This is a genomic window from Burkholderia sp. Cy-637, assembly GCF_011753175.1.
Taxonomy (GTDB): Bacteria; Pseudomonadota; Gammaproteobacteria; order Burkholderiales; family Burkholderiaceae; genus Burkholderia; species Burkholderia gladioli.
In genome coordinates this window covers 18,254-41,697 of sequence record NZ_VWWC01000036.1, presented here as the reverse complement: position 1 = coordinate 41,697, position 23,444 = coordinate 18,254, and the positions used below count along the sequence as shown (strand labels likewise).

21 protein-coding genes and 1 pseudogene are annotated in these 23,444 nt (G+C 69.5%); 10 read left to right on the top strand and 12 right to left on the bottom strand.

Features of this window, described 5'->3' with window-relative positions; translation table 11 throughout:
- Window positions 1–29: 29 nt before the first annotated feature.
- The 3 genes and pseudogenes from F3J10_RS12975 to F3J10_RS12965 form a co-directional block, all read right to left on the bottom strand.
- Window positions 30–890, bottom strand: a complete 861-nt coding sequence (locus F3J10_RS12975) for an alpha/beta fold hydrolase (RefSeq protein ID WP_017919244.1) — start codon at window positions 888–890, stop codon at window positions 30–32.
- A 328-nt stretch (window positions 891–1,218) separates the two neighbouring features.
- A pseudogene (locus tag F3J10_RS36275) lies at window positions 1,219–1,347 on the bottom strand (hypothetical protein); the annotation flags it as partial.
- Between the two features lie 46 nt (window positions 1,348–1,393).
- Entirely contained in the window at window positions 1,394–2,026 is a 633-nt protein-coding gene (locus F3J10_RS12965; protein WP_205195456.1) for a cytochrome b, read from the bottom strand.
- Between the two features lie 104 nt (window positions 2,027–2,130).
- Between F3J10_RS12965 and F3J10_RS12960 the strand changes: the two genes are divergently transcribed.
- Entirely contained in the window at window positions 2,131–2,652 is a 522-nt protein-coding gene (locus tag F3J10_RS12960; RefSeq protein WP_167232665.1) for a MarR family transcriptional regulator, read from the top strand.
- Between the two features lie 94 nt (window positions 2,653–2,746).
- Here F3J10_RS12960 and F3J10_RS12955 read toward each other — a convergent pair whose 3' ends face one another.
- From F3J10_RS12955 to F3J10_RS12930, 6 genes are all read right to left on the bottom strand, one after another.
- Window positions 2,747–4,222, bottom strand: coding sequence for an aldehyde dehydrogenase family protein (locus tag F3J10_RS12955; RefSeq protein ID WP_167242259.1), 1,476 nt, complete (start codon window positions 4,220–4,222; stop codon window positions 2,747–2,749).
- A 119-nt stretch (window positions 4,223–4,341) separates the two neighbouring features.
- Window positions 4,342–5,565: a porin gene (locus F3J10_RS12950; protein ID WP_166913424.1), complete on the bottom strand. Its 1,224-nt coding sequence runs from the start codon at window positions 5,563–5,565 to the stop codon at window positions 4,342–4,344.
- A 134-nt stretch (window positions 5,566–5,699) separates the two neighbouring features.
- The gene (locus tag F3J10_RS12945; RefSeq protein ID WP_025097928.1) at window positions 5,700–6,593 is read right to left on the bottom strand and encodes an intradiol ring-cleavage dioxygenase; all 894 of its coding nucleotides are present in this window, start codon (window positions 6,591–6,593) and stop codon (window positions 5,700–5,702) included.
- Window positions 6,594–6,610: 17 nt separating this feature from the next.
- Complete coding sequence (locus F3J10_RS12940; RefSeq protein WP_051598237.1) at window positions 6,611–7,711, bottom strand: maleylacetate reductase; 1,101 nt, start codon at window positions 7,709–7,711, stop codon at window positions 6,611–6,613.
- 34 nt (window positions 7,712–7,745) lie between these two features.
- Window positions 7,746–8,735, bottom strand: a complete 990-nt coding sequence (locus F3J10_RS12935; RefSeq protein ID WP_167242258.1) for an amidohydrolase family protein — start codon at window positions 8,733–8,735, stop codon at window positions 7,746–7,748.
- Window positions 8,736–8,857: 122 nt separating this feature from the next.
- A complete protein-coding gene (locus F3J10_RS12930) occupies window positions 8,858–10,273 on the bottom strand; it encodes an MFS transporter (RefSeq protein WP_240154575.1) in 1,416 nt (471 codons plus the stop codon).
- A 47-nt stretch (window positions 10,274–10,320) separates the two neighbouring features.
- On the opposite strand from F3J10_RS12930, the gene F3J10_RS12925 reads away from it, so the two are divergent.
- Window positions 10,321–10,587: a hypothetical protein gene (locus tag F3J10_RS12925; protein ID WP_152554342.1), complete on the top strand. Its 267-nt coding sequence runs from the start codon at window positions 10,321–10,323 to the stop codon at window positions 10,585–10,587.
- Between the two features lie 115 nt (window positions 10,588–10,702).
- On the opposite strand, the gene F3J10_RS36270 is transcribed toward F3J10_RS12925, so the two are convergent.
- Window positions 10,703–11,275 (bottom strand): winged helix-turn-helix domain-containing protein, encoded by a 573-nt coding sequence (locus tag F3J10_RS36270; protein WP_240155556.1) that lies wholly within the window; start codon window positions 11,273–11,275, stop codon window positions 10,703–10,705.
- A gap of 530 nt (window positions 11,276–11,805) precedes the next feature.
- Here F3J10_RS36270 and F3J10_RS12915 point away from each other — a divergent pair.
- Both F3J10_RS12915 and F3J10_RS12910 read left to right on the top strand, forming a co-directional pair.
- A complete protein-coding gene (locus tag F3J10_RS12915; RefSeq protein WP_167242257.1) occupies window positions 11,806–13,416 on the top strand; it encodes a DUF2957 domain-containing protein in 1,611 nt (536 codons plus the stop codon).
- A 382-nt stretch (window positions 13,417–13,798) separates the two neighbouring features.
- On the top strand, window positions 13,799–14,308 hold the full coding sequence (locus F3J10_RS12910; RefSeq protein WP_166913429.1) for a hypothetical protein: 510 nt from the start codon (window positions 13,799–13,801) through the stop codon (window positions 14,306–14,308).
- A gap of 260 nt (window positions 14,309–14,568) precedes the next feature.
- On the opposite strand, the gene F3J10_RS12905 is transcribed toward F3J10_RS12910, so the two are convergent.
- Window positions 14,569–14,844 (bottom strand): hypothetical protein, encoded by a 276-nt coding sequence (locus F3J10_RS12905; RefSeq protein ID WP_167242256.1) that lies wholly within the window; start codon window positions 14,842–14,844, stop codon window positions 14,569–14,571.
- Window positions 14,845–15,371: 527 nt separating this feature from the next.
- On the opposite strand from F3J10_RS12905, the gene F3J10_RS12900 reads away from it, so the two are divergent.
- Window positions 15,372–15,557: a hypothetical protein gene (locus F3J10_RS12900; RefSeq protein ID WP_046580956.1), complete on the top strand. Its 186-nt coding sequence runs from the start codon at window positions 15,372–15,374 to the stop codon at window positions 15,555–15,557.
- A 22-nt stretch (window positions 15,558–15,579) separates the two neighbouring features.
- Here the strand turns inward: F3J10_RS12900 and F3J10_RS12895 are convergent, their stop codons facing one another.
- Entirely contained in the window at window positions 15,580–15,906 is a 327-nt protein-coding gene (locus F3J10_RS12895; RefSeq protein ID WP_167242255.1) for a DNA-binding protein, read from the bottom strand.
- A gap of 319 nt (window positions 15,907–16,225) precedes the next feature.
- On the opposite strand from F3J10_RS12895, the gene F3J10_RS12890 reads away from it, so the two are divergent.
- The 5 genes from F3J10_RS12890 (at window position 16,226) to F3J10_RS12870 (ending at window position 23,416) form a co-directional block, all read left to right on the top strand.
- On the top strand, window positions 16,226–16,645 hold the full coding sequence (locus F3J10_RS12890) for a hypothetical protein (RefSeq protein WP_167242254.1): 420 nt from the start codon (window positions 16,226–16,228) through the stop codon (window positions 16,643–16,645).
- A gap of 93 nt (window positions 16,646–16,738) precedes the next feature.
- A complete protein-coding gene (locus F3J10_RS12885) occupies window positions 16,739–18,130 on the top strand; it encodes a TolC family protein (protein ID WP_205200277.1) in 1,392 nt (463 codons plus the stop codon).
- Window positions 18,131–18,141: 11 nt separating this feature from the next.
- The gene (locus F3J10_RS12880) at window positions 18,142–19,806 is read left to right on the top strand and encodes an efflux RND transporter periplasmic adaptor subunit (RefSeq protein ID WP_167242253.1); all 1,665 of its coding nucleotides are present in this window, start codon (window positions 18,142–18,144) and stop codon (window positions 19,804–19,806) included.
- Window positions 19,803–23,009, top strand: a complete 3,207-nt coding sequence (locus F3J10_RS12875) for an efflux RND transporter permease subunit (protein WP_167242252.1) — start codon at window positions 19,803–19,805, stop codon at window positions 23,007–23,009. The genes F3J10_RS12880 and F3J10_RS12875 overlap by 4 nt, the downstream gene beginning before the upstream one ends.
- On the top strand, window positions 23,006–23,416 hold the full coding sequence (locus F3J10_RS12870) for a copper-binding protein (RefSeq protein WP_240155552.1): 411 nt from the start codon (window positions 23,006–23,008) through the stop codon (window positions 23,414–23,416). Before F3J10_RS12875 ends, F3J10_RS12870 begins: the two co-directional genes overlap by 4 nt.
- Window positions 23,417–23,444: the final 28 nt, after the last annotated feature.

The window sequence follows — 23,444 nt, the reverse complement described above, 5'->3', positions numbered from 1 at the left end:
CGCCGCCTCATGTCTTCAAGCGCGCGCGTTCAGACGTGCGCGCCGAACCAGGCCAACTGCTTCGCGATGCTGTGCTCGAAGTGCTGGCCGTCGTACATGTCGTAGTGGCCGGCGCCGGCCTCGACGAACAGCTCCTTGACGCTCGCGCCCACCGCCTCGTGGAGCGCGGTGCCCTGCTCCGGCGGGTTCACGCCGTCCTCGCCCGCCACCACCACCAGCACCGGGCACGCCACGCGCGCCGCGGCCTCGGCCGGCTTGTAGTTCAGCATCTCGTGCACGGTCAGGAACGGGATCTTGATGTCCATCTCCGGATGACGCGCGCGCGCCTCCACCACGAAGGCCTTCGACTGCTCGTCGGTCAGCACCTTGGTGATCGCGACGAACATCTCGCGGCCGGTGGCCGCCTTCTTCTCGCGCATGCGCTCCAGCGTCGAGACGAAGGCCTGCTTCTCCTCCTCGCTCATGCTGCGTGTGACCACCTGCTCGCCGTCGGCGAAGCTCAGCTGGCTCACCACCGCCTTGACGGCGGGATCGGCCGCGGCCGCCGCCAGCACGTGGCCGCCGCCCAGCGAGGTGCCCCACAGGCCGATGCGCGCCGCGTCGATGCCGGGCAGCGCCTTGACGAATTCGAGCACGGTGGCGATGTCCTCGATCTGCATGGCCGGCACCAGGCGGCCCTGCTCGCCGCCGCTCGCGCCGAAACCGCGATAGTCGAAGGTGACGGCCGCGTAACCGGCCGCCACGAAGGCTTCGGCGAAGCGCGGCAGCAGCAGTTCCTGGATGCCGCAGAAGCCGTGGCAGAGCACGATGACGGGCAGCGCGCCGGCGGCATCGGGACGGCGCAGCGTGATCGCGATGTCGTTGGCGGTTCGGTGGGTGGTGATATCCATGGGATCGGGGCTGGGAGTGGATGGACGGAAGTCCGCGAGCCGGCGCGAGACCCGGATCGACATGCGGCACGCATGGTCCGATCCCGATGGCAGGCTGGGCCTGCGCTCGACGCCGCCGGACGGCGGCGCCCATGATACAAGAGCCGCGTGCTTCGCGCGCGGCGTGGGCTCCGTCGTTTCGCGCCAGCGGCGCGGGATTCGCACGCGGCGCCCCCGCGCCGGGACGCAGGCTCAGCCGGCGCCGCCCAGCCGGGCATCGACGATGGGCAGCAGCTCGGCAGCCCAGCCGCAAGCCGACCAGCCCGTGCGACTTCGACAGGTAGCCGAGCGACACCGCCCGCTCGTGGACGTCGCAGGCAGCCGGCAACCGCTCGTCCTCGTCGAACACGAGGCCGCGATCGACCTCGTCACTGAACAGGATCGGCCCGTGGCGGCGCGCGAACTCGGCCACCCGCATGAACAACTCGCGCGACGGCAGGTAGCCGGCGGGATTGTGCGCGCCTTCAGGCCGTATCGCGCAGCGGCCCGCTCGGCGCCGCCGCCGGTGCGTCCCGCCCCGGCAGCATCCTCAGCAGGATGCCGTCACGATCGACAAAATGATGCTTGAGCGCGGCCAGCACATGCAGCGCGATCACCGCGCCGGCGCTCCAGGCGAAGGCGCGGTGGATCCACATCCAGAGGTCGTAGCTGGCCTTGTCGACGGGAACCAGCGGCGGCAGGTTGACGATGCCGAGCAGGGGCACCGGGTGCCCCGCCACCGAACTCCAGATCCAGCCCGACAGCGGCGTGGCGATCATCGCGCCGGCATAGAGCAGCAGGTGCACGCCGCCGGCGAGCCGCCGCATCGGCGGCGAGATGCTCGCGGGCAGCGCCGGGTAGGCGCGCCGTCGCCAGATGCGATAGACGATGCGCGCCGCCACCAGGAACAGCACGGTCGAGGCGATCGCCTTGTGCACCAGCAGCGGCGTGCCCCCGCGCGGCGCATCCCCGCGCAGGTGCGCCGAGCCGAAGCCGATGCACCAGACCGTCACGATGATGGCCGCCATCAGCCAGTGGAACCGCCGCGCACCGCGCGGATAACGCGCCGCCGGCCCGGCATCGCCGCTGCCGTTGCCATTGCCGTGAAGTTGAGCCATGTTTTCGCCTCCTATATAATCGCCACGCGCAATAATTGATTTTGCAAACAGATGGGCGGATGCCTTGCCGACGCCCTTCATCCCCGCACGCCAGGCTCGCCGACATGCCCGATCTCGATCACTACCGATTCACCGAAGCCTTCCCCTACCTGCTCGCCAAGGTCGGGGTTCGCATGGAGCAACTGTTCTCCGCCGAGCTGCGCGAGGTCGGCCTGACCCTGCCGATGTACCGCGTGATGGCCGCCCTGCGCGAGCAGGAGGACCAGCGCCTGATCGATCTCGCCGAGATGGTGTCGAGCGAGCTGTCGACGCTCTCGCGGCTGGTCGGCAAGATGATCACGATGCGTCACGTGACCCGCAAACGCCTCAGCGACGACGGCCGCACCGTCTGCATCTCGCTGACCGCTGCCGGGCGCGCGCTGGTCGAGCGCTGGATCCCGCGCGCGATCCATTACGAGAAGCTGGCCACGGCCGGGCTCGACAGCGCCCAGCTCAAGCAGTTGAAGCTGCTGATGGACCACATCTTCGCGAACCTGCACAGCGACGAGGCGACGGCGCCGCGGGTCGAACCGGAACCCGCGCCGGCCCGATCGCGCGCGGCGGCGGCGCGCAAGACGCGCCGCTGAGCCACGCGCTTGCTCGCGCGCAGGGCGAGCCCGGTCGCGCTCGCCCTGCCTCTCGTCCGGCGCGCCGCGCCTTGCCGCGCGCCGGGCCGATACGCTAGACCGCGTAGGTCTGCGTGATCTGCTTGCGCTCGATGAAATCCTCGAGCGAAGCCACGCCGCCCAGCCGTCCCAGCCCGCTCGACTTGTAGCCGCCCTCCTCGAACTCGACGGCGATGTTGGCCCAGCCGTTGATCGACACGAAGCCGGCCTCGAGCCGCCGCGACACGCGCACCGGCCGGTCCACGTCGCGACTCCACACGCAGGCGCTCAGGCCGTATTCGCTGTGGTTGGCCAACGCGATCGCCTCCGCCTCGGTATCGAACACCTGCAGGGTCTGCACCGGGCCGAACACTTCCTGCTGCGCGATCGCCAGCGCGGGATCGTCGATCTCGAGCAGCGCGGGCCGATAGAAATTGCCCTCGGCGAGCGGCGCCTCGGTGACGATCCCGCCGCGCACGATCGCCTTCGCGCCGGCCGCCAGCGCGGCCTCCACCATCGCGTCGATGCGGCCCAGCGAGGCACGGTCGATCAAGGGCCCCATGTCGCTGGCGGGATCGGCGGCCGGGCCCGGCCGGACCGCGCGCAGCCGCGCCGCCAGCCCCTCGCGCACGCGCTCGGCGATGCCGCGCTGCACCAGGATCCGGCTGCCGCACATGCAGAACTGCCCGGCGAACACCGTCGAGGACTTCTCCAGCACCGGCAGCAGCGCATCGAGATCGGCATCGTCGAACACCAGGTGCGGCGTCTTCCCGCCCAGTTCGAGGCCGACCCGCTTGAGCTGCGCGGCGGCGGCCAGCGCGATCGCGCGGCCCGTGCCGGTGCTGCCGGTGAAGCTGACCGTCTTCACCAGCGGCGAATCCACCAGGCGCTTCGCGCCGGCCGCGCCCGACTCGATGAAGAGATTGACCGCGCCCCTGGGCAGGTCCGGCACCGAGGCGAGGATCTCGCTCATCAGCGCCGCGGTCTGCGCGGCCTGCATCGGCATCTTGATCGCCGCCGTGCAGCCGGCCGCCAGCGCCGGCGCGAGCGCGCGGATCGACAGGTAGGCCGGCGAATTCCAGGGGATGATCAAGCCGGCCACGCCGATCGGCTGCACGATGCTCATGCCCTGGAAGCCGGGGCGCGGGTCCATCACGCGCCCGAAGTTCTGCAGCGCGAGGCCGGCCGCGAAACGCAGCCCGCGCAGGATCAGCCCCGCCTCGAAACCGGCCTCGTGGCGCAGCTTGCCGTTCTCGCGGCAGAGCGTGGCCACCACCTCCTCGCGGCGCGCCTCGTAGGCATCGGCCAGGCGCATCAGCGCCACCGCGCGGCGCTGCGGATCGGCGGTCCAGCTGTCGTCCTCGAAGGCGCGCGCGGCCGCCGCGATGGCCAGCTCGGCCTCCTCGGCGCCGCCATCGTGATAGCGGCCGATGATGCGGCCGGTGGCCGGGTCGACGCTGTCGCCCACGCGCGCCGAGCCCAGCCACTCGCCGTCGATCCAGTGCCGCGCCTCGATCGGCGCCGCGGCGCCCTGTTCCCTATCCTGTTGCATCAGTCCACTCCTTGCCTGTTCTCATCGATGCGAGGCATCTTACATAGCAATTGCAACACTTGCAATTGCAAACAAATGCACGCGATTCGGGCCCGGATCGCGTGCCTCATGACACTTCCTCAGAAGCGTTGCCGCAAGCCCACGCGCACCACCACCTGCTTGTCGGTGGCCGAGGGCGAGAAGCCGCCGATGGTGGCCACCGCCGGCTGGCCGAGCGAATCGCGGCCGCTGGCGCGCTGCAGGATCGCCAGCAGGTAGACGTCGGTGCGCGTCGAGAACGCGTAGTCGGCCACCGCGTCGAGCTGCAGGTAGCGCGCGCCGCCGTCGCCGTCGACCGAATTGCGTCGCGTGTAGTCGAAGGCGATGCCGGTCTGCAGGGCCGGCGTGATCAGCGTGCGCACGCCGAGCTCGGCGCTGGTGAACACCGCGTTGCCGGTATAACCGAGCGGATTCGGGCCCGAGGCCGAGCCCAGCGAATCGAAGCGGGTGCGGGTCAGCACGCCGCCCACGGTGGTGCGCCCGAAGCTGTAGCTGCCGCCCAGCCCCATGATCTCCAGCGTATTGGCCGAGGCATAACCGGCGAAGGCGGGAAACGATTCGGGCGTGGTCGCCGAGCCGGCCGAGCCGATGTTGTTGACCGTGGCGAGCCCCTTGTTCGGGGTATTGCCGTAGAACGACACGTTCGGATTGCGCGCGTTGAGGTAGCCCGCGCCGAAGCCGAAGCCGCCATGCTCGTAGCTCGCGCCGAGCGACCAGACCTGGTTCTGCCCGCCCGCGCCGGGCACGCCGCCGAAGCTGTAGAGCCCGCTCACGCGCAGCCCGCCGAACACCGGCGTGACGTACTTGACGGCATTGTTGATGCGGTACAGCAGCCCGAGGTCGTCGATGTCGCCGACGTGCGAGGCCATCCAGCCGGCCCAGGACGGCGCCGAGAAACGCTGGATCGAGTCGAGCAGCGTGTCGTACTGGCGCCCGAAGGTCAGCGTGCCCAACCGCGTCGAGGCCAGGCCGACGAAGGCCTGCCGCCCGAATTCCGCGCCGCCTTGCGTGAGCGCGCCGTTGTTGACCGTGAAGCCGTTCTCCAGCGTGAAGATCGTCTTCAGGCCGCCGCCCAGGTCCTCGCTGCCGCGAAAGCCCCAGCGGCTACCCGACAAGCCCGCCGTCAAGCCGTCCTGGAACGACACCTGGCCGGCCCCGGTTGGGCGCCCGCCCGGCCTCGCGGTCTGCACGTCGTTCGCGTAGGACACCCCCGCGTCGATGATCCCGTACAGCGTCACGCTGCTCTGCGCGTGCGCGCAGACAGCTCCCAGCGCGGCCAGGCCGCCCAGAATGCAATGCTTCATGACCTATCGTCTCCAATTTCATAATAATTAGTTCTCTTTATCGTCACGATCGTGCTGCTGCGGCTACCAGGTGGGTGGCGGTCTCCTTGGTCTTGGTGGTGGGATGACGGGCGGCAGGCGCCCGTCGCCGGGGCTCAGCCTTCCTCGCGCTTGAGCACGAAGGGCCGATCGGTTTTCCAGAACGGGCCCGAGAACCCGTAGGCGGCCGCGGCGCCGGCATCGTCGACGCGCTCGAACTCGCCAACCAGGCTCTGCTTCACGCCGAACACCGTGTCCTCGGCGAGGTAGGGGCAATCCGGCGAGAAGATGTGCGTGATCACCGTCTCGAAGCCGGGCGCCTGGATCATGAAATGGATATGCGCGGCGCGATTCGGATGGCGGCCCAGCGTGGCCAGCAGCTTGCCGACCGGGCCGTCGTCGGGAATCGGGTAGTCGCGCGGGCGCACGCTGCGGAACCAGAAGCCGCCCCCGGCGTCGCTCTCGAACTTGCCGCGCAGGTTGCCCTCGGGCTGCAGGCCCTTCTGCTGTACGTCGTAGTAGCCGTCGTCGTTGGTCTGCCAGACGTCGATGGTGGCGCCCGCCACCGGCCGGCCCTCGGTATCGCTCACGCTGCCGGTCACCACCAGCGGCTCGCCCTTGCCGTCCAGGCAGAGGTTGCTGCCAGCCGGCAGCACCGGCAGGCCTTCCACGAAGAACGGGCCGAGGATGGTGTTCTCGGTGGCGTTGCCGGGCCGCCGGTGATTGATCGCGTCGACCAGCATCGACACGCCGAGCACGTCCGACAACAGGATGAACTCCTGGCGCCAGTCGCTGCACATCTGGCCGGTTTCGGTCAGGAAGCGGATCGCCGCGTACCACTCCTCGTGGGTCGGCTCGATCTCCTTCACGGCCGCATGCAGGTGGCGCACGATCGCGGCGGCCATCTGCGCGGTGCGCGGCGCCACGTCGGGCCCGATCCGCGCGTTGACGATCTCGGCCGAGTCCTGTTCGGAAAACAGCGGATAGCTTCGTTGTGGGGTGTCGCTCATGGTGCGTGTTCCTTGCTTCAGGCCGCGACAGCCGGCGCCGCGCCCTGCCAGGCACGTTCCAGCAGGCTCCGCAGCCCGGCCGCCTCGGGCGGCCGCGGGTTCCAGTAGGGATTGGCGAGCGCCAGTTCGACCGCGCGCGCGATGCCGGCCTCCGGCATGCCGATCGCGCCCAGGCCGCGCGGCGCGCCGATCGCCAGGTTCAGATCATGCAGCGCCAGGCAGGCATCGTCCACCTCGAGCGCCGCCGCGAGGCGCGCCATCACGTCCGGGACGGCCGGCGCGTTGTAGGCGAGCGCGTGCGGCAGCACCAGCGCATGCGTCTGCGCATGCGGCAGGTCGAAGCTGCCGCCCAGCACATGGCAGAGCTTGTGGTGCAGCGCCATGCCGACCGAGCCCAGGCAGACGCCGGCCAGCCAGGCGCCGTAGAGCGCGTCGGCGCGCGCGGCGCGGTTGGCCGGGTCGGCATGGATCGCCGGCAGCGCCCTGGCCAGGGCTCGCACGCTGTCCAGCGCGAGCGCATGGATCACCGGGTTCGCGTCGCGCGCGTAGAGCGCCTCCACCGCATGCGCGATCGCGTTCATGCCGCTCATCCCCGACATCTCGACGCCCAGGCCCAGCGTCAGGTCGACGTCGTAGATCACGCATTCCGGCAGGATGCGCGGGCTGCGCCGGGTGGTCTTGATGCCGTTCTCGGTCTCGCCGAGGATCGGCGTCATCTCCGAGCCCGCGTAGGTGGTCGGCAGGATGATCTGCGGCAGGTCGGTGCGCAGGGCGAGCGCCTTCGCGAGACCGGTGGTCGAGCCGCCGCCGATCGCGATCAGCCCGTCGATCTGGCGCGCCTCGACCAGCGCGAGCGCCTCGGCCGTCACCGCCACCGGCGTGTGCATGCGCGCGCCGTCGAAACGCGCGGCATCGCGTGCGCCGAGCAGCCCGGCCAGTTCCTCGGCCACCTCGGCATGCGGCGGCCCATACAGCAGCAAGGCTCGCGAGATGCCGAGCCGCTCGACCGCCTCGCCGAGCTGGGCGCGCGTGCCATGCCCGAAATGCACCCGGGCCGGCAGCGCCTCGTAGGTGAACGGCAGGCAGGTGTTGACGGCCGCGTAGGGAATCGGATTCATCGCTTCGATCCAGTCAAGGTGGCGCGCATCCGGCTCAACGGCCGAGCTTCAGCAGCCGCTCGGCATTGCCGCGGCCGATCTTGATGCGATCGTTCTCGCTGATCGAGGCATGGTCGAACCAGTCGGCCGCGTGATCCATGTTCTCGAAGGGCCAGTCGGCCGAGAACAGGATGCGGTCCGAACCGATCTCGAGCATCGCGTCGATCAGCGTCTGGGTGCGGAAATTGCCCGAGGTGGTGAGCCAGAAGTTGTTGCGGAAATACTCGGCGATCCGCTTCTCGGCCGGGTAGTTCGGCTTGGCCGACACCCAGGCGTTGCGATTGTCGACGCGCCACATGCTGTAGGGCAGGCCCTCGCCCATGTGCCCGAGGATGATCTGCAGGCGCGGATGCGCGTCGAACAGGCCCGAGCCCATCAGGCGCAGCGCATGCACTGCCGTTTCCTGCCCGAAGGCCCAGGTCGGCCCCATCAGCCATGGGTGACCGTCGTAGATCGGCGCGCGGCCCGCCAGCGGATTGCGCGGATGCAGGTAGAACGGCACCTCGAGCGCTTCCAGCGCGGCCCAGAACGGACGATAGCGCGGCAGGTCGTAATAGAGCTCGGCACCGTCCTCGGCCTCGCTGAAGCCATTGACCAGCGCGCCGACGAAACCGAGCTCGCGCACGCAGCGCTCGGCCTCGCGGATGGCCTGCTCGGGCGCCTGCATCGGCAGGGCCGCGAAGGCGCGGAAGCGATCGGGGCGGCGCGCCACCTGCTCGGCCAGGTAGTCGTTGGCGCGGCGTGCCAGCTCGACGGCCTGGCGCGGATCGCGGATCGCCTGCACGGCCGGCGCGTTCAGCGACAGCACCATCAGCTCGATGCCGGCGCGATCCATCTCGGCGAGGCGCCGCTCCTGGATGTCGAGCAGGCGGCCGCGCAGCTCCACCCAGTCGTCGGGCGGCACGAAGCCGGCCGAATCCTCGATGGTCTCGGCGATGGCGAAATGCTCCTCGAGCGCGATCTTCTTCACATTGCTGAACGTCATGCCAATCTCCAGTGTCAGGCAGTCGGGGCGAGGCCCGTCCAAGGCACGGGCTCGCGGTTCGGTACATCGCTCAGTCGTGCAGACGAGCGGATGCGGGATAGGGGAAATTCATCTCGGTGCCATCAGTGCTCGACGGCGGCCTCGCGCGCGCCGTCGGCCGATGCCGCGTCCCGAGCTTCGGCGTCGCCCGGCCCGTCGCGCCGCCGCGCCAGGACGAGCGTCATCGCGCAGGAGGCCAGCGCGATCAGCGCCGAGGCCACGAACATCGTGTGCGCCGAGCCACCCAGCGCAACCAGCTGCCCCGCCGCCACCGGCCCGACGATCGAGCCCGCGCGGCCGATGCCGAGGCCCCAGCCGATGCCGGTGGCGCGGATGCGGGTGGGATAGACCGAGGCGGTCAGCGCATTGATGGCCGGCTGGCCGCCGACGATGCAGATGCCGCCGAGCAGCACCACCGCGAACAGGGCCGGCAGCGGCAGGCCCGGCTGGCCGATCAGCAGGATCGCCAGCGCCGCCGCGACGAAGCCCGGCACCAGCACGCGGAAATAACCGGCGCGGTCGATCAGCAGGCCCATGCCGATCGTGCCTAGCGTGCCGCCCACCTGCAGCAAGGTGCCGATCGCGATCGCCACCGCGCGCGGCTGGCCCAGGTCGCTGACGATGGTCGGCAGCCAGTTCGAGAGGAAGAACAGGTTCAGCAGGTTGGCGAAGTTGAGGCCCCAGAGCAGCAGCGTGGCGCGGGCGCGACCGGCACGGAACAGCTCGGCCACCGGCGCGCCGGCCGGCTTCGCGCCGCGAACCTGGTAATGCGCCTCGGCGAGCCGCGCGGCCGGCTGGTGCGGCACGATGCGCCTCACCAGGCGCGCGATGCGTTCGCGGCGCGCGCCGCGCAGCACCAGGAACTGCACCGACTCGGGCAGCATCGCGGCCATCAGCAGGCCGATCGCGAGCGATACCAGGCCACCCGACAGGAACACGGCGCGCCAACCCGCCAACGGGATCAGCCAACCCGCGATCAGTCCGCCGCACACGGCGCCGGCCGTGAAGCCGCAGGACACCAGCATCATCGTCGAGGCACGCCGGCGCGCCGGGCAGTATTCGCTGACCAGCGCCATCGCATTGCCCATGATCGCGCCCACCCCGGCGCCGCTCAGCGCACGCAGCGCGAGCAGTTGCGCGAGCGTCCGTGCATGCGCGGTGCCCAGCATGCAGAGCCCGGCGAACAGCATCGAGGCCACCAGCACCGGGCGCCGGCCGATCCGGTCGGCCAGCACGCTCAGCGCCAGCGAGCCGAGCAGCATGCCCACCAGGCTCGCCGAGAACACCGAGCCGAGCGCGACACGCGCGATGCCCCAGTCGCGCACCAGCTCCGGCGCGACGAAACCCATCGACTGCACGTCGAAACCGTCGATGATCATCGCCGCGCCGGCCAGCACGAACACCCCGAGCTGGAAGCGGCCGATCGGGCTCGCGTCGATCAGGGCCGGGATGTCCAGCGTCGGCTCCGGGGCGAGGTGCTGCGGTGAAGTGGTGCTCATCGTGATCGGCATGCAGTGGCCGCGCGCGGCGGCGTTCGGGCGTGATCGTGACGGGCACCGCCGGTTCGGCTCGCCCGAAATTTATTTGCAAACGCAAACATGTGTCGAAGTATATATTTGCTTTTGCAAGCAAACATAGGCGTTTACGCGGATATGGCGCGAACGGCAGCGCCGCCGGCCATCAGGCGGCGGCAATCGAAAGCGACAGGCGTCGCGATGCGCGACGAGGAAAACGCAAGGACGGTAAGGAAGCCGGTGAGGTTCGCCGCGTCATGCGCGGCGGCTCGGCAAGGAAAGCGAAACGGGAAAAATGACGGATGCGAGAATCGCGAGCGGTCGAATTTGCCTGACCATGGCGGCGAGACTCCGGCATGCGACGAACCGCGATTTGCGGCATCGCCGATGCCACCTCGATACGTGGCGCCGGGCTCAGCTCAACGCGTAGTCGAGTACCAGGGTGCCGCGTCCGGCGAAGCCCTTGATCAAGCCGCGCCGCGCGACTTCGCGAAACGCGGCATACACGGTGTTCGGATGAAAACCCAGCGAATCGGCGATGGCCTGCTGGCTCGGCAGGCGATCGCCGGGGCGGAACAGCCCGCCGCGAATCGCCTCCTCGATCTGGTCGGCGATGGCGAAGGCCACATGGCCGCGAATCCGTGAAAAGTCAGGGCGCCAATCTTGCGCGAGACGCGTCGCGCGCGATTCGCTCGCGCGGCCGACTGCGGTTTCGATGAATCCTTGCATGCGATATCCACCTAGTGTGAGAGCCCTTTCACGCCGGCAGGCAATGGAGCGCGATCTCGTGCCGCGCTGACGCCGATCCGGCGGTGCAGCGATTTTGACATCAAACCCCCGCCGGACTCCAGCCTCGCGACGGCTCGCGTGGCATTGCACCACGCATTCGCCGATTCGAGCATTCGCGCGATCCGATTTCGTTTTGCTTCGCTGCACAATAATCGATCGATTCGCCGCCAATGAAACGATGTCCGGCGCGATTCGCAACGATCCCCTCCTTCGCCCTGCCTGAAGCGCCCTTTCGGCGCATCTCCCGGCCTGTTTAAATTTCGCCGCAAACCCTTCCCGCAATGGGATCCATTGCCGCCTGGCCGTTTGGAATTCGCTGTCCATTTACTTGAAAGACGCTACGCATCATAGTTTCGCGAAACAAGTTTCAGCAAATAACACGCAGCGCGTACCGACGGAGACATCGATGCTACGCACGCATACAAGGGGCCAATCGGGCGACAGTCGCCCGTCATTCCCGCCGGAACGAGCGGCGCGCACGAGGCGCATCACGTTCGTCCCTTCGCCGATACGGCATTCCTATCCGCATTTTCACGGATGCGTCGCCACGAGCCGCGCAACCCGCATCCGCTTCACGCATTCGTAATTCCGGACGTCGCGGCCGGTGCCCTGGTGGTGCCGGCCGCGCGCCCGAACATCGTCGATCGAACCGCCGCATCCGACGGGCCAGCCAAGGCCCGCGCCCCGATCGACGTCGAGACGCCGGGAATCACCAACAAGGAGGGGGTATGTTCCGTAACACCAAGCCGCGCATGGCGCTGCTGTCCTGTTTCGCGCTCGCGATGCCGTTCTTCGCCGGATGTGGCGGCGGCGATGGCGGCGATCCACCGGCCGCGATCCAGGTCCCGCAATGCTCGGGCAGCAGTTGCCCGGCAAGCGGCTCGACCACCCAGCCGAGCACACCCAACGCACTCTGCCCCAGCACGCTCGACTACTCGACCGTCTATACCGGCGGCTCGGGCAGCGGCGAATACGTCAAGGTCAGCTTCGATACCACCAAGCTGACCTATCAAATGAGCTTCATCCTGTCCTCGGTGCCGGTCAGCGCCGGGCAGATCAACAACACGCGCGCCGGCCAGACCATCACCGGCACCTTCCATCGCGCCACCAACCTGCCGACCGCCGCGCAGAACCAGTGCGCCTTCGTGCTCGACAACGGCGCCTCCGCCGACGGCTCGTATTCGATCACCGTCAATCCGGCCGACGCGCCCACGCTGTTCGTCGGCAACGGCGTGGTGGGCGGCGGGATCCCCGGCGCGACCATCGCCTTCCCGGGCATCGAGCTCGCGCCTGGTTTCACGCTCGGCACGGTGCCCTCGCGCAGCTTCGATTTCTTCCCGTACATCGGCTTCACCGATACCGAAACCGACTTCACCAAGGTGGCGGGCAACTACAACGAACTGGGCATCCACCTGTCGCCGACCGGCACGGGCTACCAGACGGCGCAGCCGCAAGGCTGGCAGCCGGACGTGATCAACTGGAACGAAACGCTGAACGCGGACGGCTCCTGCTCGATCACGGCCGGCAGCGACTACTCGTGCCATACGACCGGTACGCCGTGGACGCTGCGCACCAACACCGACGGCTCCGCCGACAACGTGTTCGTCAGCAAGCCGACCTCGGCGGGTACGGCCTATACCAGCGCCGGCCAGGGCCAGCCGATCGTGCTGCTCGCGCCGAGCCAGGCGCAGGGGATCATGATCGTCGGCAAGCTGCGCGGCGCGCTGATCCCGATCGTGATCCGGGTCGGTTACGCCTCGACGCCGCCGGGTGATCTGCTCGACACGGTCGCCGACGCGGAAATCGGCATCTCGGCGCTCGCGCCGGCCACGCCGCTCGCCGCGAACTCGCTGACCGGCGGCTTCATCGGCGCGACCAGTGCATCGGCCTGCGGGATCGTGGCCAACAATGGTCCGTCGACTTCGCCGGCCGCGAGCTCGCCGGGCTTCGACGCCAGCAAACCGCATCCGAACCTGCCGGGTGTTTATGCCAACGGCAACTTCGATCCATCGGCCGGTAACTGCCTGGATGGCACCGCGGTCTCGACCTACGGCACGAACTACACGTCCACGCTGTTCAGCGGCGCCACGGCCGCCTTCGTCAACCCGCTGACCTCGCTGGCCTCGAGCACCTTCTCGCTCGACTACACGCAGGCCACACCGGGCCTGGTGAAGGTCACCGCGCTGCAGGACTTCAACGCGACCAACACCGCCGGCAACGTGGCGATCTTCAAGCAGGGTGCCACCGGCTGGGCGATCAAGGTCGGCGAGGTCTACGCGATGGTGGTGAACGACAGCCAGTTCAACCCGTTCTTCACGGTCGGCGCGTTCGTGCAGTAAGACGGTAGTCGCGGCATTCGAGGTATTCGCAGCAGCAGGCGCAGTAATCGGTACGGATCGGCGGCAGCACTCCTGCCGCCGATCTGGCCGATGGCCGAATCGGTAGGATGCCTACCGATATGGAATCCTGAGAGAAGCGAGGGGGACGTCAGCGCGGGTGGCGCGCGGCGTACCGGGCGGCGCGTCACATCATGCATCGATCAAACGATGCGCCGCCATCCGGCAACGGGCATCGAGGCTCCGTTGCCGGCCATGCTGGACTGTTTCGACCGGGCGCGTCCGCGCGGACGCAAGCGGTTACCCGCGGAACGCGGGCGGTACGCCGCCCGACGTCCGCTCACCCATGGCGGTTCGCCGCCGTTCGTCAATTGAGGCACGCATCATGACTATTCGAAAAGTGGCTTCCCTTGTCGTTGCTCTGGCTGTTTCGTCGGCGCTGGCCGCGCCGGCATTCGCCGTCACGGTTTCGCGCGCTGACGGCAATCCGATGAATCCCAACGGCGAGCCGTTCTCGGCCACCGGAGGTACCACGCTGACGAAGGGCACGATCGTCGCGAACTGCCTGGCAACCTTCAACGGCACGATCACGTCCAGCGGTATCGTCACGATCACTTCGACGACCTTCACACCGGCGAGCAGTGCCTTATGCGGCCTGATCCAGGGCAGCGCCACGAGCACCAATCCGTGGACGGGCCAGGCTGATACGGCCACGCAGTTGACCATTAACAACGCCCAGGTCAACGCCTCGATTCTCGGTACCTGCGGTCCGAGCCAAGTCGTGACGACCTGGAACAACGGCGGTTCATCGCTGACGTTCAACAACGCGGTTCTCACGCCGAACTGCTCGGTCAGCGGCACGGTCACGACCTCACCGAAACTCCTTGTCCAATAAACCGCGACGCGCCGGAGCGTAGGGCCGCGCGCCGGAGCGAATCGTGGAATCGGGCAGGACCTGGCAGGATCGAACGGGGGGGTGTCGCGCGCACCACCCCGTTTTTCTTGGTGACGCGGCACAAGCGCGGAAATGGAAAACCGATGCGCAGGCCGCGCACGGCGTCAACCTCACGAATGCGGCGTCGAAAAAGCCGCTGCACCTACCCACACCCGAAAGCAAAACGGGCCGGCACCCGGCCAGCCCGTATTCCCCATCGCTCAGTTGCGCAGCGGCGCCGCGTTCGCGGCAGGCTCGTGCGCCAGATTGATCATCAGCGCGATCAATTCGACAAACTCGTCTTCCGGCAGGTGATCCGACCAGAACCGGTAATCGCGCTCGCTCATCTCGAAGAAGCCCTGCCCCAGCGCACGCACCTTGTCGAGCACGCGGTCGCGCGCCTCGGCGTCTTCCAGCCAGTCCGGCAAGACGTCGCCGCGCTGCGGGAAACGGTCCCGGATCCGTTGCTTCAGTTTGTACCCCGTAATGCCTCTCATGCCTGGCCCCGATTGTATTGTTGTGGTGCCGCTGTCTCGCGGTTCACGCAGCCGTAGCGTCGCGCGGCCTCGCCCGCGGCAACATCAGGCAATACCCGCGCCTCGCGTCCGTCGCCGCCGGCCCGGGCAAAGCCGCGCGCCGAGCCGGGACGACCCGTCAGTAAATCCATCGAAGTTCGCTCACGCAATCGTTGCACCTTGGGAGTTTGACCTGAATCAATCCGATTCATGCTGATTGACGGTCGGGCGCGGCAGAACTTGAGAGGTGCCTGTGAGATCCCTGAGAACGCCATCGCCGACTGGCGCGATGGGCAATGGCGGCATGGCGGAATCGCCCGCGGATGCCATTCGTTTCACGGGATCATTTTGTGATCGCCATCAGAAAAACTGAAGGCTCGAATAAAAAATACTCGCTTGGTCGGCCTGGACGATTCTGGGATAGTGCCTGTCATATTGCCGCCACATAACACGCAGCGAGCGCGGCATCGATCCGATCCCGAACCGACTTTCCAGGCAGGAGACCCGTCATGCCCGCCCACTCGCCGCTCGACGCAGCCGAATCCCTCGCCGTCGAGGGCAGCCTCGCCGCCCTCGCGCAGGCCAAGGCCGCCACGCCCTACCAGGCGGTGCTGCAGAACCCGACCTGCGCGCTCGCCAGCAACGCCGGCGAGCGCCCGGACGTGGCGAGCAGCGCGATCCTCGGCTACAACTGAGCGAGCCGGCCCGGCCGGGTTCTCAGTCGGGGTAGTTGGCGTCCACCTCGAAGTGCGCGAGCTTGAGGATCGTGCGCAGCGTGCGCGGGTGGATGTCGCGGCCGCCGGCCAGCGAGGCGAGGATGAAGTCGAGCGCGCGGCCGTAGCGATAGAGCGCGAGCCAGCTCTCGGTATCGCCGGGTTGCGCATGCAGGTGCTCGGCCACGCGCAGCATGCTGGTCGACAGGGCGCGCGCCATGTCGAGTTCGATGCGTTGCTTCTCGCCCCATTCGGCCGGTTGCGGCTGCGTCAGCAGTTTCGCCAGGAAGGCCTGGAATTGCGCGTCGGATTGGTTCGGGCAGGTATCCATGATTCGTTCCGTCAGGCGTTGCCGGACCGCTCGGCGGCCCGTATGTCGTTGATGACGGTTCTTCAGCAGAATTCGTACCAGCTCCGGCGAATCTTTAGCGCGTCGCATTCGATCGGCGCCGAAGCCAGTCCCGATAAGGCCCTGCGGGATTCTGGCGGTTTCCCGCGATGCGTTTGCGCGCCGCGCGCCCATGCCCGCGAGGGCGCGATGTGTCACCGATGTAACGTGACATGCTCGACCCGGCACGTCACGCGGCAACACTTCTCAAGTTTTGTTGACACTGCGCGCGGCCCGGAAAGGCCGGGCTATAATCCGCGCCATGCGACTGCTCCGCACCCTTTTCATCCTGCTGCTTTGCGCGACGCTGCCCCTGAGCGGGCTGGCGGCGAGCGGGCTGACGGGCGCCTGCCCGATGATGCAGGCAGGGATGGGGCAGGACGGCGCGAGCGCCATGCCGGAAATGGGCGGCATGCCGGGCATGTCGGCCAGCGCCATGAACGGCATGGCCGGGATGGCCGAATGCGACGACATGAAACCGGCGCCGGCCGGCCAGCACAAGGCCGGCGGACATCTCTGCAAGATGTCGGCGCAATGCCAGTTCGGCAACCTCTATCACCCGCCCCTGCGGACCGACCTCAGCCGGCCCGCTTCGCTGACCCAGCCGCTGCGCTTCCACTACACCGAATCGCTGGTGTTGCGCGACCCGAACGGCCTGTGGCGCCCTCCACGTCTCGTCTGATCCCGCAATGACCGGTTCACCGCCTGCGCGGTGAGTGTCGTCCCGTCCACGGGACACGGAATCCGTTCGCGATTCCGCTGTTGGGGTTAGATCATGTCCTTCCATACCGGCGCGCCGTCGATGCGGCGCGCCTTCTCGCGCGCGCCCGCCCTGGCGGCCGTCGCGCTGTTCGCGGCTGCCGCCCAGGCGCAGACGCCCGCTTCCGCCGGACCGGCCGCCGATGCGGCCGCCAATCCGGCAACCAGCCCTGCCATCCACCCGGCCGCCAGCGCCGCCGCCCTCGCGCCGCCGCCCTTCACGCTCGAGGCCGCGCTGCAATCGGCGGCCGAGCGCTCGGCCGCCATGCAGGCCGCCCAGGCCTCGGTGCGCGCCAGCGGCGAGGCTGCCGTCAAGGCCGGCCAGCTTCCCGACCCGACGCTGAAGGCCGGCGTCGACAACCTGCCCGTGACGGGCGGCCAGCGCTACACGATCGGCCAGGACTTCATGACGATGCGGCGCATCGGCATCGAGCAGCAATGGGTTTCGCGCGACAAGCGCCGGCTGCGCACGGCGCTGGCCGACCAGCGCACCGGCCGCGAACGCGCCGGCTACCTGATGGAGCTGGCGACGGTCCGCCAACAGACCGCCACGGCCTGGCTCGACGCCGCCTACGCCAAAGCGGCGCTGGCCCTGCGCGAGCAGCTCGCCGCGCGCATGGACGAGGAACTGGCGGCGACGCGCGCCGCCTATCGCGGCGGCGCGAAATCCGGCGGTGCCGCCGACGTGGTGGCCGCCCAGGCCCTGCAGGCGCAGGCACGCGACCAGGTGCTGGCCGCCCGCCAGGCGCTGCAAAGCGCGCTGATCGCGCTGTCGCGCTGGACCGCGCGCCCGGTCGGCGACGTGGCCGGCGCGCCGCCCGCGCCCGAGTCCTACGTGTCCTCGCTGCCGCCCGAGGCACTGCGGCTGGCGCAGCCGACGCTGATCGCCGCCTCCGACGACATCGCCGTGGCCGAGGCCGATACGGCCGTCGCCACCAGCGAGCGCAAGCCCGACTGGACCTGGGAGATCGCCTACCAGCAGCGCGGCGGCGCCTACTCGAACATGGTGTCGATCGGCGTGTCGATCCCGCTGCCGATCAACCGCCGCGACCGCCAGGATCGCGACGTGGCCGAGAAGGCCGAGCTGGCCAGCAAGGCGCGGCTCGGCTACGAGGACACCGAACGACAGGTCGAGGCCGACATCCGCAACGATTCGGCCGTGCTGAGCAGCGGCCGCGAGCGCATCGCCAATCTGCGCGCGGCCCTGCTGCCGGCCGCCGCGCAGCGCGTGCAACTGGCCGACGCCGCCTATCGCGCCGGCACCGGCTCGCTGGCCGACAGCTTCGCGGCCCGGCGCGCGCAGCTCGATGCCGAGTTGCAGGTGCTCGAGCTGCAACGCGAGGTATCGCGCACCTGGGCCCGGCTCGAATACCAGGTGGTGCCGTCCACCCTGGCCGCTGCGCAATGAGGGAGCCCATCATGACGATCCGTTCCCTTTCCCTGCGCGCGACGCTCGCGCTGGTCGCCGGCGCGGCCCTGCTCGGCGCCGGCTACCTGGCCGGCAGCCGCCATCGCGGCGGCGGCGATTCGTTGGCCACTGCCGCGGCACCTTCGGCCGGCGGCGCGCCCGCCCCGCGCAAGGTGCTCTACTGGCACGACCCGATGGTGCCGAACCAGCACTTCGACAAACCCGGCAAGTCGCCCTTCATGGACATGCAGCTGCAGCCCGTCTATGCCGACGGCGACGACGGCGCGCCCGGCGCGCAGCCGGGCATCCGCATCGACGCCGGCCTGCAGCAGGACCTCGGGATCCGCTACGCGAAGGTCCAGCGCCGCGAGACCCGCGACGGCATCGACGCGATCGGCACCACCCAGTTCGACGAATCGCGCGCCGAGGTCGCGCAGTCGCGCGTGACCGGCTACATCGACCGTCTCTATGCGAACGCGCCGCAGCAGCGCATCGCCAGGGGCGCGCCGGTGGCCTCGCTGTTCGTGCCGGACTGGCTCGCGCCGCAGGAGGAATACCTGGCGCTGCGCCGCGGCTCGGGCAGCGCCGGCGGCTCGGGCAGCCCCGCCGATGCCGCGCTGCTCGACGCGGCGCGCGCGCGGATGCGGGCGCTGTCGATCCCCGACGCGCTGGTGGCCGCGGCCGAGCGCAGCGGTCGCGCGCAGACCCACCTCACGCTGGCCGCCCCCGACAGCGGCGTGGTGAGCGAGCTGGACCTGCGCGAAGGCGCGATGGTCGCGCCGGGCCAGACCATCGCCAAGATCAACGGGCTCTCGACGCTGTGGCTGCTGGTCGAGATCCCCGAGGCGCTGGCGCTGCGCGTGCGGCCCGGCATGGCCGTCGACGCGACGCCCGCCGCCGATCCCTCGCGCCACATCCAGGGCCGCCTGCGCGAGATCCTGCCCGGCATCGACACCGGCAGCCGCACCCTGCAGGCGCGCGTCGAGCTCGACAATCGCTCGCTGGCGCTCACCCCCGGCATGCTGATGCGGGTGCGCGTCGACGGCGGCGCGACGCGCTCGCGGCTGATGGTGCCGTCCGAGGCGGTGATCGTCACCGGCAAGCGCAGCGTGGTGATCGTGCGCGATGCCGACGGCAAGCTGCGCCCGGCCACCGTCAGCGTCGGCCGCGACCTGGGCGACTTCACCGAGGTGCTCGACGGCCTCGGCGAAGGCGAGACGGTGGTGGCCTCGGGCCAGTTCCTGATCGACTCGGAAGCCAGCCTGAAATCGGTGCTGCCGCGTCTCGAGCACGATGCCGCGAGTAGCGAGGCAGGAGGTACAGCCGGGAATGCAGCACGCAACGGCCCCGGCACGATGGACACCTCGTCCCGGCCAGCCGCATCGTCGGACGCGTCCGCGATGTCGTCGATGCCTGCCTCCCCCGCATCCGCCGCCGACGCGGCCGGCCTCTACGAGACCACCGGCCGCATCGAGCACATCGACGCGCAGGCCATCACGCTCTCGCACCAGCCGGTCCCCGCGCTCGGCTGGCCGGCGATGACCATGAGCTTCGAGAAACCCTCGCCCGGCGCCTTCGCCGACGCGAAGGTCGGCCAGACCGTGCGCTTCGCGTTCCGCCATGCCGGCGAGGGCTACCGCCTGAGCGCCGTCGAACCGAGCGGAGGCCCGCAATGATCGCGCACCTGATCCGCTGGTCGATCCGCCATCGCCTGCTGGTGCTGCTGGCCACGCTGCTGCTGGCGGCCTGGGGCCTGCAGTCGCTGCGCGAGACGCCGCTCGACGCGCTGCCGGACCTGTCCGACACGCAGGTCATCATCAAGGTCTCCTATCCCGGCCAGGCGCCGCAACTGATCGAGGACCAGGTCACCTACCCGCTCACCACCACCCTGCTCGGCGTGCCGGGGGCGAAGACGATCCGCGCCTATTCCTCGTTCGGCGACGCCTTCGTCTACGTGCTGTTCGACGACAAGACCGATCCCTACTGGGCGCGCTCGCGCGTGCTCGAATCGCTCAACCAGGTGCAGGGCCGCCTGCCGCCCGGCGCGACGGTCACGCTCGGCCCCGACGCGACCGGGGTGGGCTGGGTCTACGAATACGCGCTGGTCGACCGCAGCGGCCGGCACGATCTCGGGCAACTGCGCGCGCTCAACGACTGGTTCCTGCGCTTCGAGCTGAAGACCGTGCCCGACGTGTCGGAGGTGGCCAGCCTGGGCGGCATGGTGCGCCAGTACCAGGTGGTGCTGGACCCGGACCGGATGCGCGCCTACGGCGTCACGCAGGCGATGGTGACCGACGCGCTGGCGCGGGCCAACCGCGAGGCGGGCGGCTCGGTGGTGGAGATGGCCGAGTCGGAATACGTGGTGCACGCCTCCGGCTACCTGCGCACGCTCGACGATTTCCGCCAGGTGGTGCTGCGCACCAACGCGGCCGGCACGCCGCTGCTGCTCGGCGACGTGGCGCGCATCCAGATCGGCCCCGAGGCGCGGCGCGGCGTGGTCGAGCTGAACGGCCAGGGCGAGGTGGCGGGCGGCGTGGTGGTGATGCGCTCCGGCAAGAACGCGCTGAGCACCATCGAGGGCGTCAAGGCGAAACTGGCGGAACTGAAGCGCTCGCTGCCGGCCGGCGTCGAGATCGTCACCACCTACGACCGCTCCGGCCTGATCGAGCGCGCCGTCGACAATCTCGAGGGCAAGCTGGTCGAGGAGTTCGTGATCGTCGCCCTGGTCTGCGCGCTGTTCCTGTTCCACCTGCGCAGCGCGCTGGTCGCGATCCTGTCGCTGCCGCTGGGCGTGCTGGCCGCCTTCATCGTGATGCGCCACCAGGGCATCAACGCGAACCTGATGTCGCTGGGCGGCATCGCGATCGCGATCGGCGCGATGATCGACGCGGCGATCGTGATGATCGAGAACGCCCACAAGCACCTGGAGGCGTACCAGCACGCGCATCCGGGCGAGCCGCTGGCGGCCGCGCGACGCTGGGAGCTGATCGCGCACGCGGCCGCCGAGGTGGGCCCGGCGCTGTTCTTCTCGCTGCTGATCATCACGCTCTCGTTCGTGCCGGTGTTCACGCTGGAAGGCCAGGAAGGCAGGCTGTTCGCGCCGCTCGCCTATACCAAGACCTACACCATCGCCGCCGCGGCCGGGCTGTCGGTGACCCTGGTGCCGGTGCTGATGGGCTACCTGATCCGCGGGCGCATTCCGCCGGAGCACGCCAACCCGATCAACCGCTGGCTGACCCGGCTCTACGCGCCGCTGATCGCGGCCACGCTGCGGCGGCCCTGGGTCGCGATCGGCCTGGCCGCGCTGGCGCTGCTGCTGACGGCGATCCCGCTCGGCCGCCTGGGCGGCGAATTCATGCCGCCGCTCGACGAGGGCGACCTGCTCTACATGCCCACCGCGCTGCCCGGCATCTCGGTCGACAAGGCCGCCGAGCTGCTGCAGCAGACCGATCGGCTGATCCGCACCGTGCCCGAGGTCGAGACCGTGTTCGGCAAGTCGGGGCGCGCCGATTCGGCCACCGATCCGGCGCCGCTCGAGATGTTCGAGACCACCATCCGCTTCAAGCCGCGCAGCCAGTGGCGGCCCGGCATGACACCGCAGAAGCTGGTGGACGAACTCGATCGGATCGTGCGCGTGCCGGGGCTCTCGAACGTCTGGGTGCCGCCGATCCGTAACCGGCTCGATATGCTGTCCACCGGCATCAAGACGCCGGTCGGCGTGAAGATCACCGGGCCCGAGCTGGCCGGCATCGATCGCGTCGCGGCCCAGGTCGAGCAGGCCGTGAAGGGCGTGCCGGGCGTGAGCTCCGCGCTGGCCGAGCGCCTCAACGGCGGACGCTACATCGACGTCGACATCGACCGCCTGGCGGCCGCGCGCTACGGGCTGTCGGTGGCCGAGCTGCAGTCCTTCGTCACCACCGCGATCGGCGGCGAGAACCTCGGCGAGGTGATCGCGGGCCGCGAGCGCTACCCGATCTCGGTGCGCTACCCGCGCGAGGTGCGCGACTCGCTCGACGCGCTGCGGCAGTTGCCGGTGCTGACCGAACGCGGCGCGCAACTGCGGCTCGGCGACGTGGCGCGCCTGTCGATCGCCGACGGCCCGCCGATGATCCGCAGCGAGAACGCGCGCCTGGCCGGCTACGTCTACATCGACATCCGCGATACCGACCTGCGCTCGGCGGTGCTCGCGATGCAGCGCGCGGTGGCGCGGCAGGTGACGCTGCCGCCCGGTTACTCGATCGCCTGGTCCGGGCAGTTCGAGTACCTGGAGCGCGCCGCCGCGAAGCTGCGCACCGTGGTGCCGGTCACCCTGGCGGTGATCTTCGTGCTGCTGTTGCTGACCTTCGGCTCGGCCGCCGACGCGGCGCTGCTGATGAGCACCGTGCCGTTCGCGCTGGTCGGCGGCTTCTGGCTGATCTGGCTGCTCGGCCATGCGGTGTCGGTGGCCACCGCGGTGGGCTTCATCGCGCTGGCCGGGGTGGCCGCCGAGTTCGGCGTGGTGATGCTGCTCTACCTGAAGGGCGCGCTGCAACGCCGGCTGGATGCCGGCGAGCCGCTCAGCGAGGCGTTGCTGGCCGAGGCGATCCGCGAGGGCGCGGTGCAGCGCGTGCGCCCCAAGGCCATGACGGTGGCGGTGGTGCTGGCCGGGCTGGTGCCGATCCTGCTCGGCCAGGGCACCGGCTCCGAGGTGATGCAGCGCATCGCCGCGCCGATGGTGGGCGGCATGATCACCGCGCCGCTGCTGTCGATGTTCGTGATTCCGGCCGCCTGGTTCCTGCTGCAACGCCGCCGCGTGCGGCACGCGGCCCGGGCGCGCCATGACGTTTCCCCCACCTCGGGCACGACCGTGCCCGTCATTTCCACCGGAGATAACCGATGAACCCGATGTTTTCCGCTTTTGCCTCCCGCGCCTCCTTGCGCTTTCCCGCCCGCTTTCCGGCCCGCTCTCTGGCTCTGCTCGGCGCCCTGGCCGCCGCGCTCGGTGCCGCCGCCACGCCGGCGCTGGCCGACGACGACATGGCCGGCATGAAGATGGCCGCGCCCGCCGACGCGGCCAAGGATGCGGGCCTGGCCGATGCCGAGGTGCGCAAGGTCGATCCCGCCACCGGCATGATCACGCTCAAGCACGGCACGCTGGCCAACCTCGGCATGCCGGCCATGACCATGGCCTACAAGGCCCGGGACGCCGCGATGCTCCAGCAGGCGCATGCCGGCGACAAGGTGCGCGTGCGCGTCGAGAACGTGAACGGCACGCTGACCATCGTCAAGCTCGCCAAGCCCTCCTGATCGCGCTCCATCAAGGCCGCGCGCGACG

Excerpts from the sequence above, each read along its gene's own strand:
- F3J10_RS12975 (WP_017919244.1), bottom strand. The coding sequence starts at position 890 with ATGGATATCACCACCCACCGAACCGCCAACGACATCGCGATCACGCTG.
- F3J10_RS12965 (WP_205195456.1), bottom strand. The coding sequence starts at position 2,026 with ATGGCTCAACTTCACGGCAATGGCAACGGCAGCGGCGATGCCGGGCCG.
- F3J10_RS12960 (WP_167232665.1), top strand. The coding sequence starts at position 2,131 with ATGCCCGATCTCGATCACTACCGATTCACCGAAGCCTTCCCCTACCTG.
- F3J10_RS12955 (WP_167242259.1), bottom strand. The coding sequence starts at position 4,222 with ATGCAACAGGATAGGGAACAGGGCGCCGCGGCGCCGATCGAGGCGCGG.
- F3J10_RS12950 (WP_166913424.1), bottom strand. The coding sequence starts at position 5,565 with ATGAAGCATTGCATTCTGGGCGGCCTGGCCGCGCTGGGAGCTGTCTGC.
- F3J10_RS12945 (WP_025097928.1), bottom strand. The coding sequence starts at position 6,593 with ATGAGCGACACCCCACAACGAAGCTATCCGCTGTTTTCCGAACAGGAC.
- F3J10_RS12940 (WP_051598237.1), bottom strand. The coding sequence starts at position 7,711 with ATGAATCCGATTCCCTACGCGGCCGTCAACACCTGCCTGCCGTTCACC.
- F3J10_RS12935 (WP_167242258.1), bottom strand. The coding sequence starts at position 8,735 with ATGACGTTCAGCAATGTGAAGAAGATCGCGCTCGAGGAGCATTTCGCC.
- F3J10_RS12930 (WP_240154575.1), bottom strand. The coding sequence starts at position 10,273 with ATGAGCACCACTTCACCGCAGCACCTCGCCCCGGAGCCGACGCTGGAC.
- F3J10_RS12915 (WP_167242257.1), top strand. The coding sequence starts at position 11,806 with ATGTTCCGTAACACCAAGCCGCGCATGGCGCTGCTGTCCTGTTTCGCG.
- F3J10_RS12910 (WP_166913429.1), top strand. The coding sequence starts at position 13,799 with ATGACTATTCGAAAAGTGGCTTCCCTTGTCGTTGCTCTGGCTGTTTCG.
- F3J10_RS12905 (WP_167242256.1), bottom strand. The coding sequence starts at position 14,844 with ATGAGAGGCATTACGGGGTACAAACTGAAGCAACGGATCCGGGACCGT.
- F3J10_RS12900 (WP_046580956.1), top strand. The coding sequence starts at position 15,372 with ATGCCCGCCCACTCGCCGCTCGACGCAGCCGAATCCCTCGCCGTCGAG.
- F3J10_RS12895 (WP_167242255.1), bottom strand. The coding sequence starts at position 15,906 with ATGGATACCTGCCCGAACCAATCCGACGCGCAATTCCAGGCCTTCCTG.
- F3J10_RS12890 (WP_167242254.1), top strand. The coding sequence starts at position 16,226 with ATGCGACTGCTCCGCACCCTTTTCATCCTGCTGCTTTGCGCGACGCTG.
- F3J10_RS12885 (WP_205200277.1), top strand. The coding sequence starts at position 16,739 with ATGTCCTTCCATACCGGCGCGCCGTCGATGCGGCGCGCCTTCTCGCGC.
- F3J10_RS12880 (WP_167242253.1), top strand. The coding sequence starts at position 18,142 with ATGACGATCCGTTCCCTTTCCCTGCGCGCGACGCTCGCGCTGGTCGCC.
- F3J10_RS12875 (WP_167242252.1), top strand. The coding sequence starts at position 19,803 with ATGATCGCGCACCTGATCCGCTGGTCGATCCGCCATCGCCTGCTGGTG.
- F3J10_RS12870 (WP_240155552.1), top strand. The coding sequence starts at position 23,006 with ATGAACCCGATGTTTTCCGCTTTTGCCTCCCGCGCCTCCTTGCGCTTT.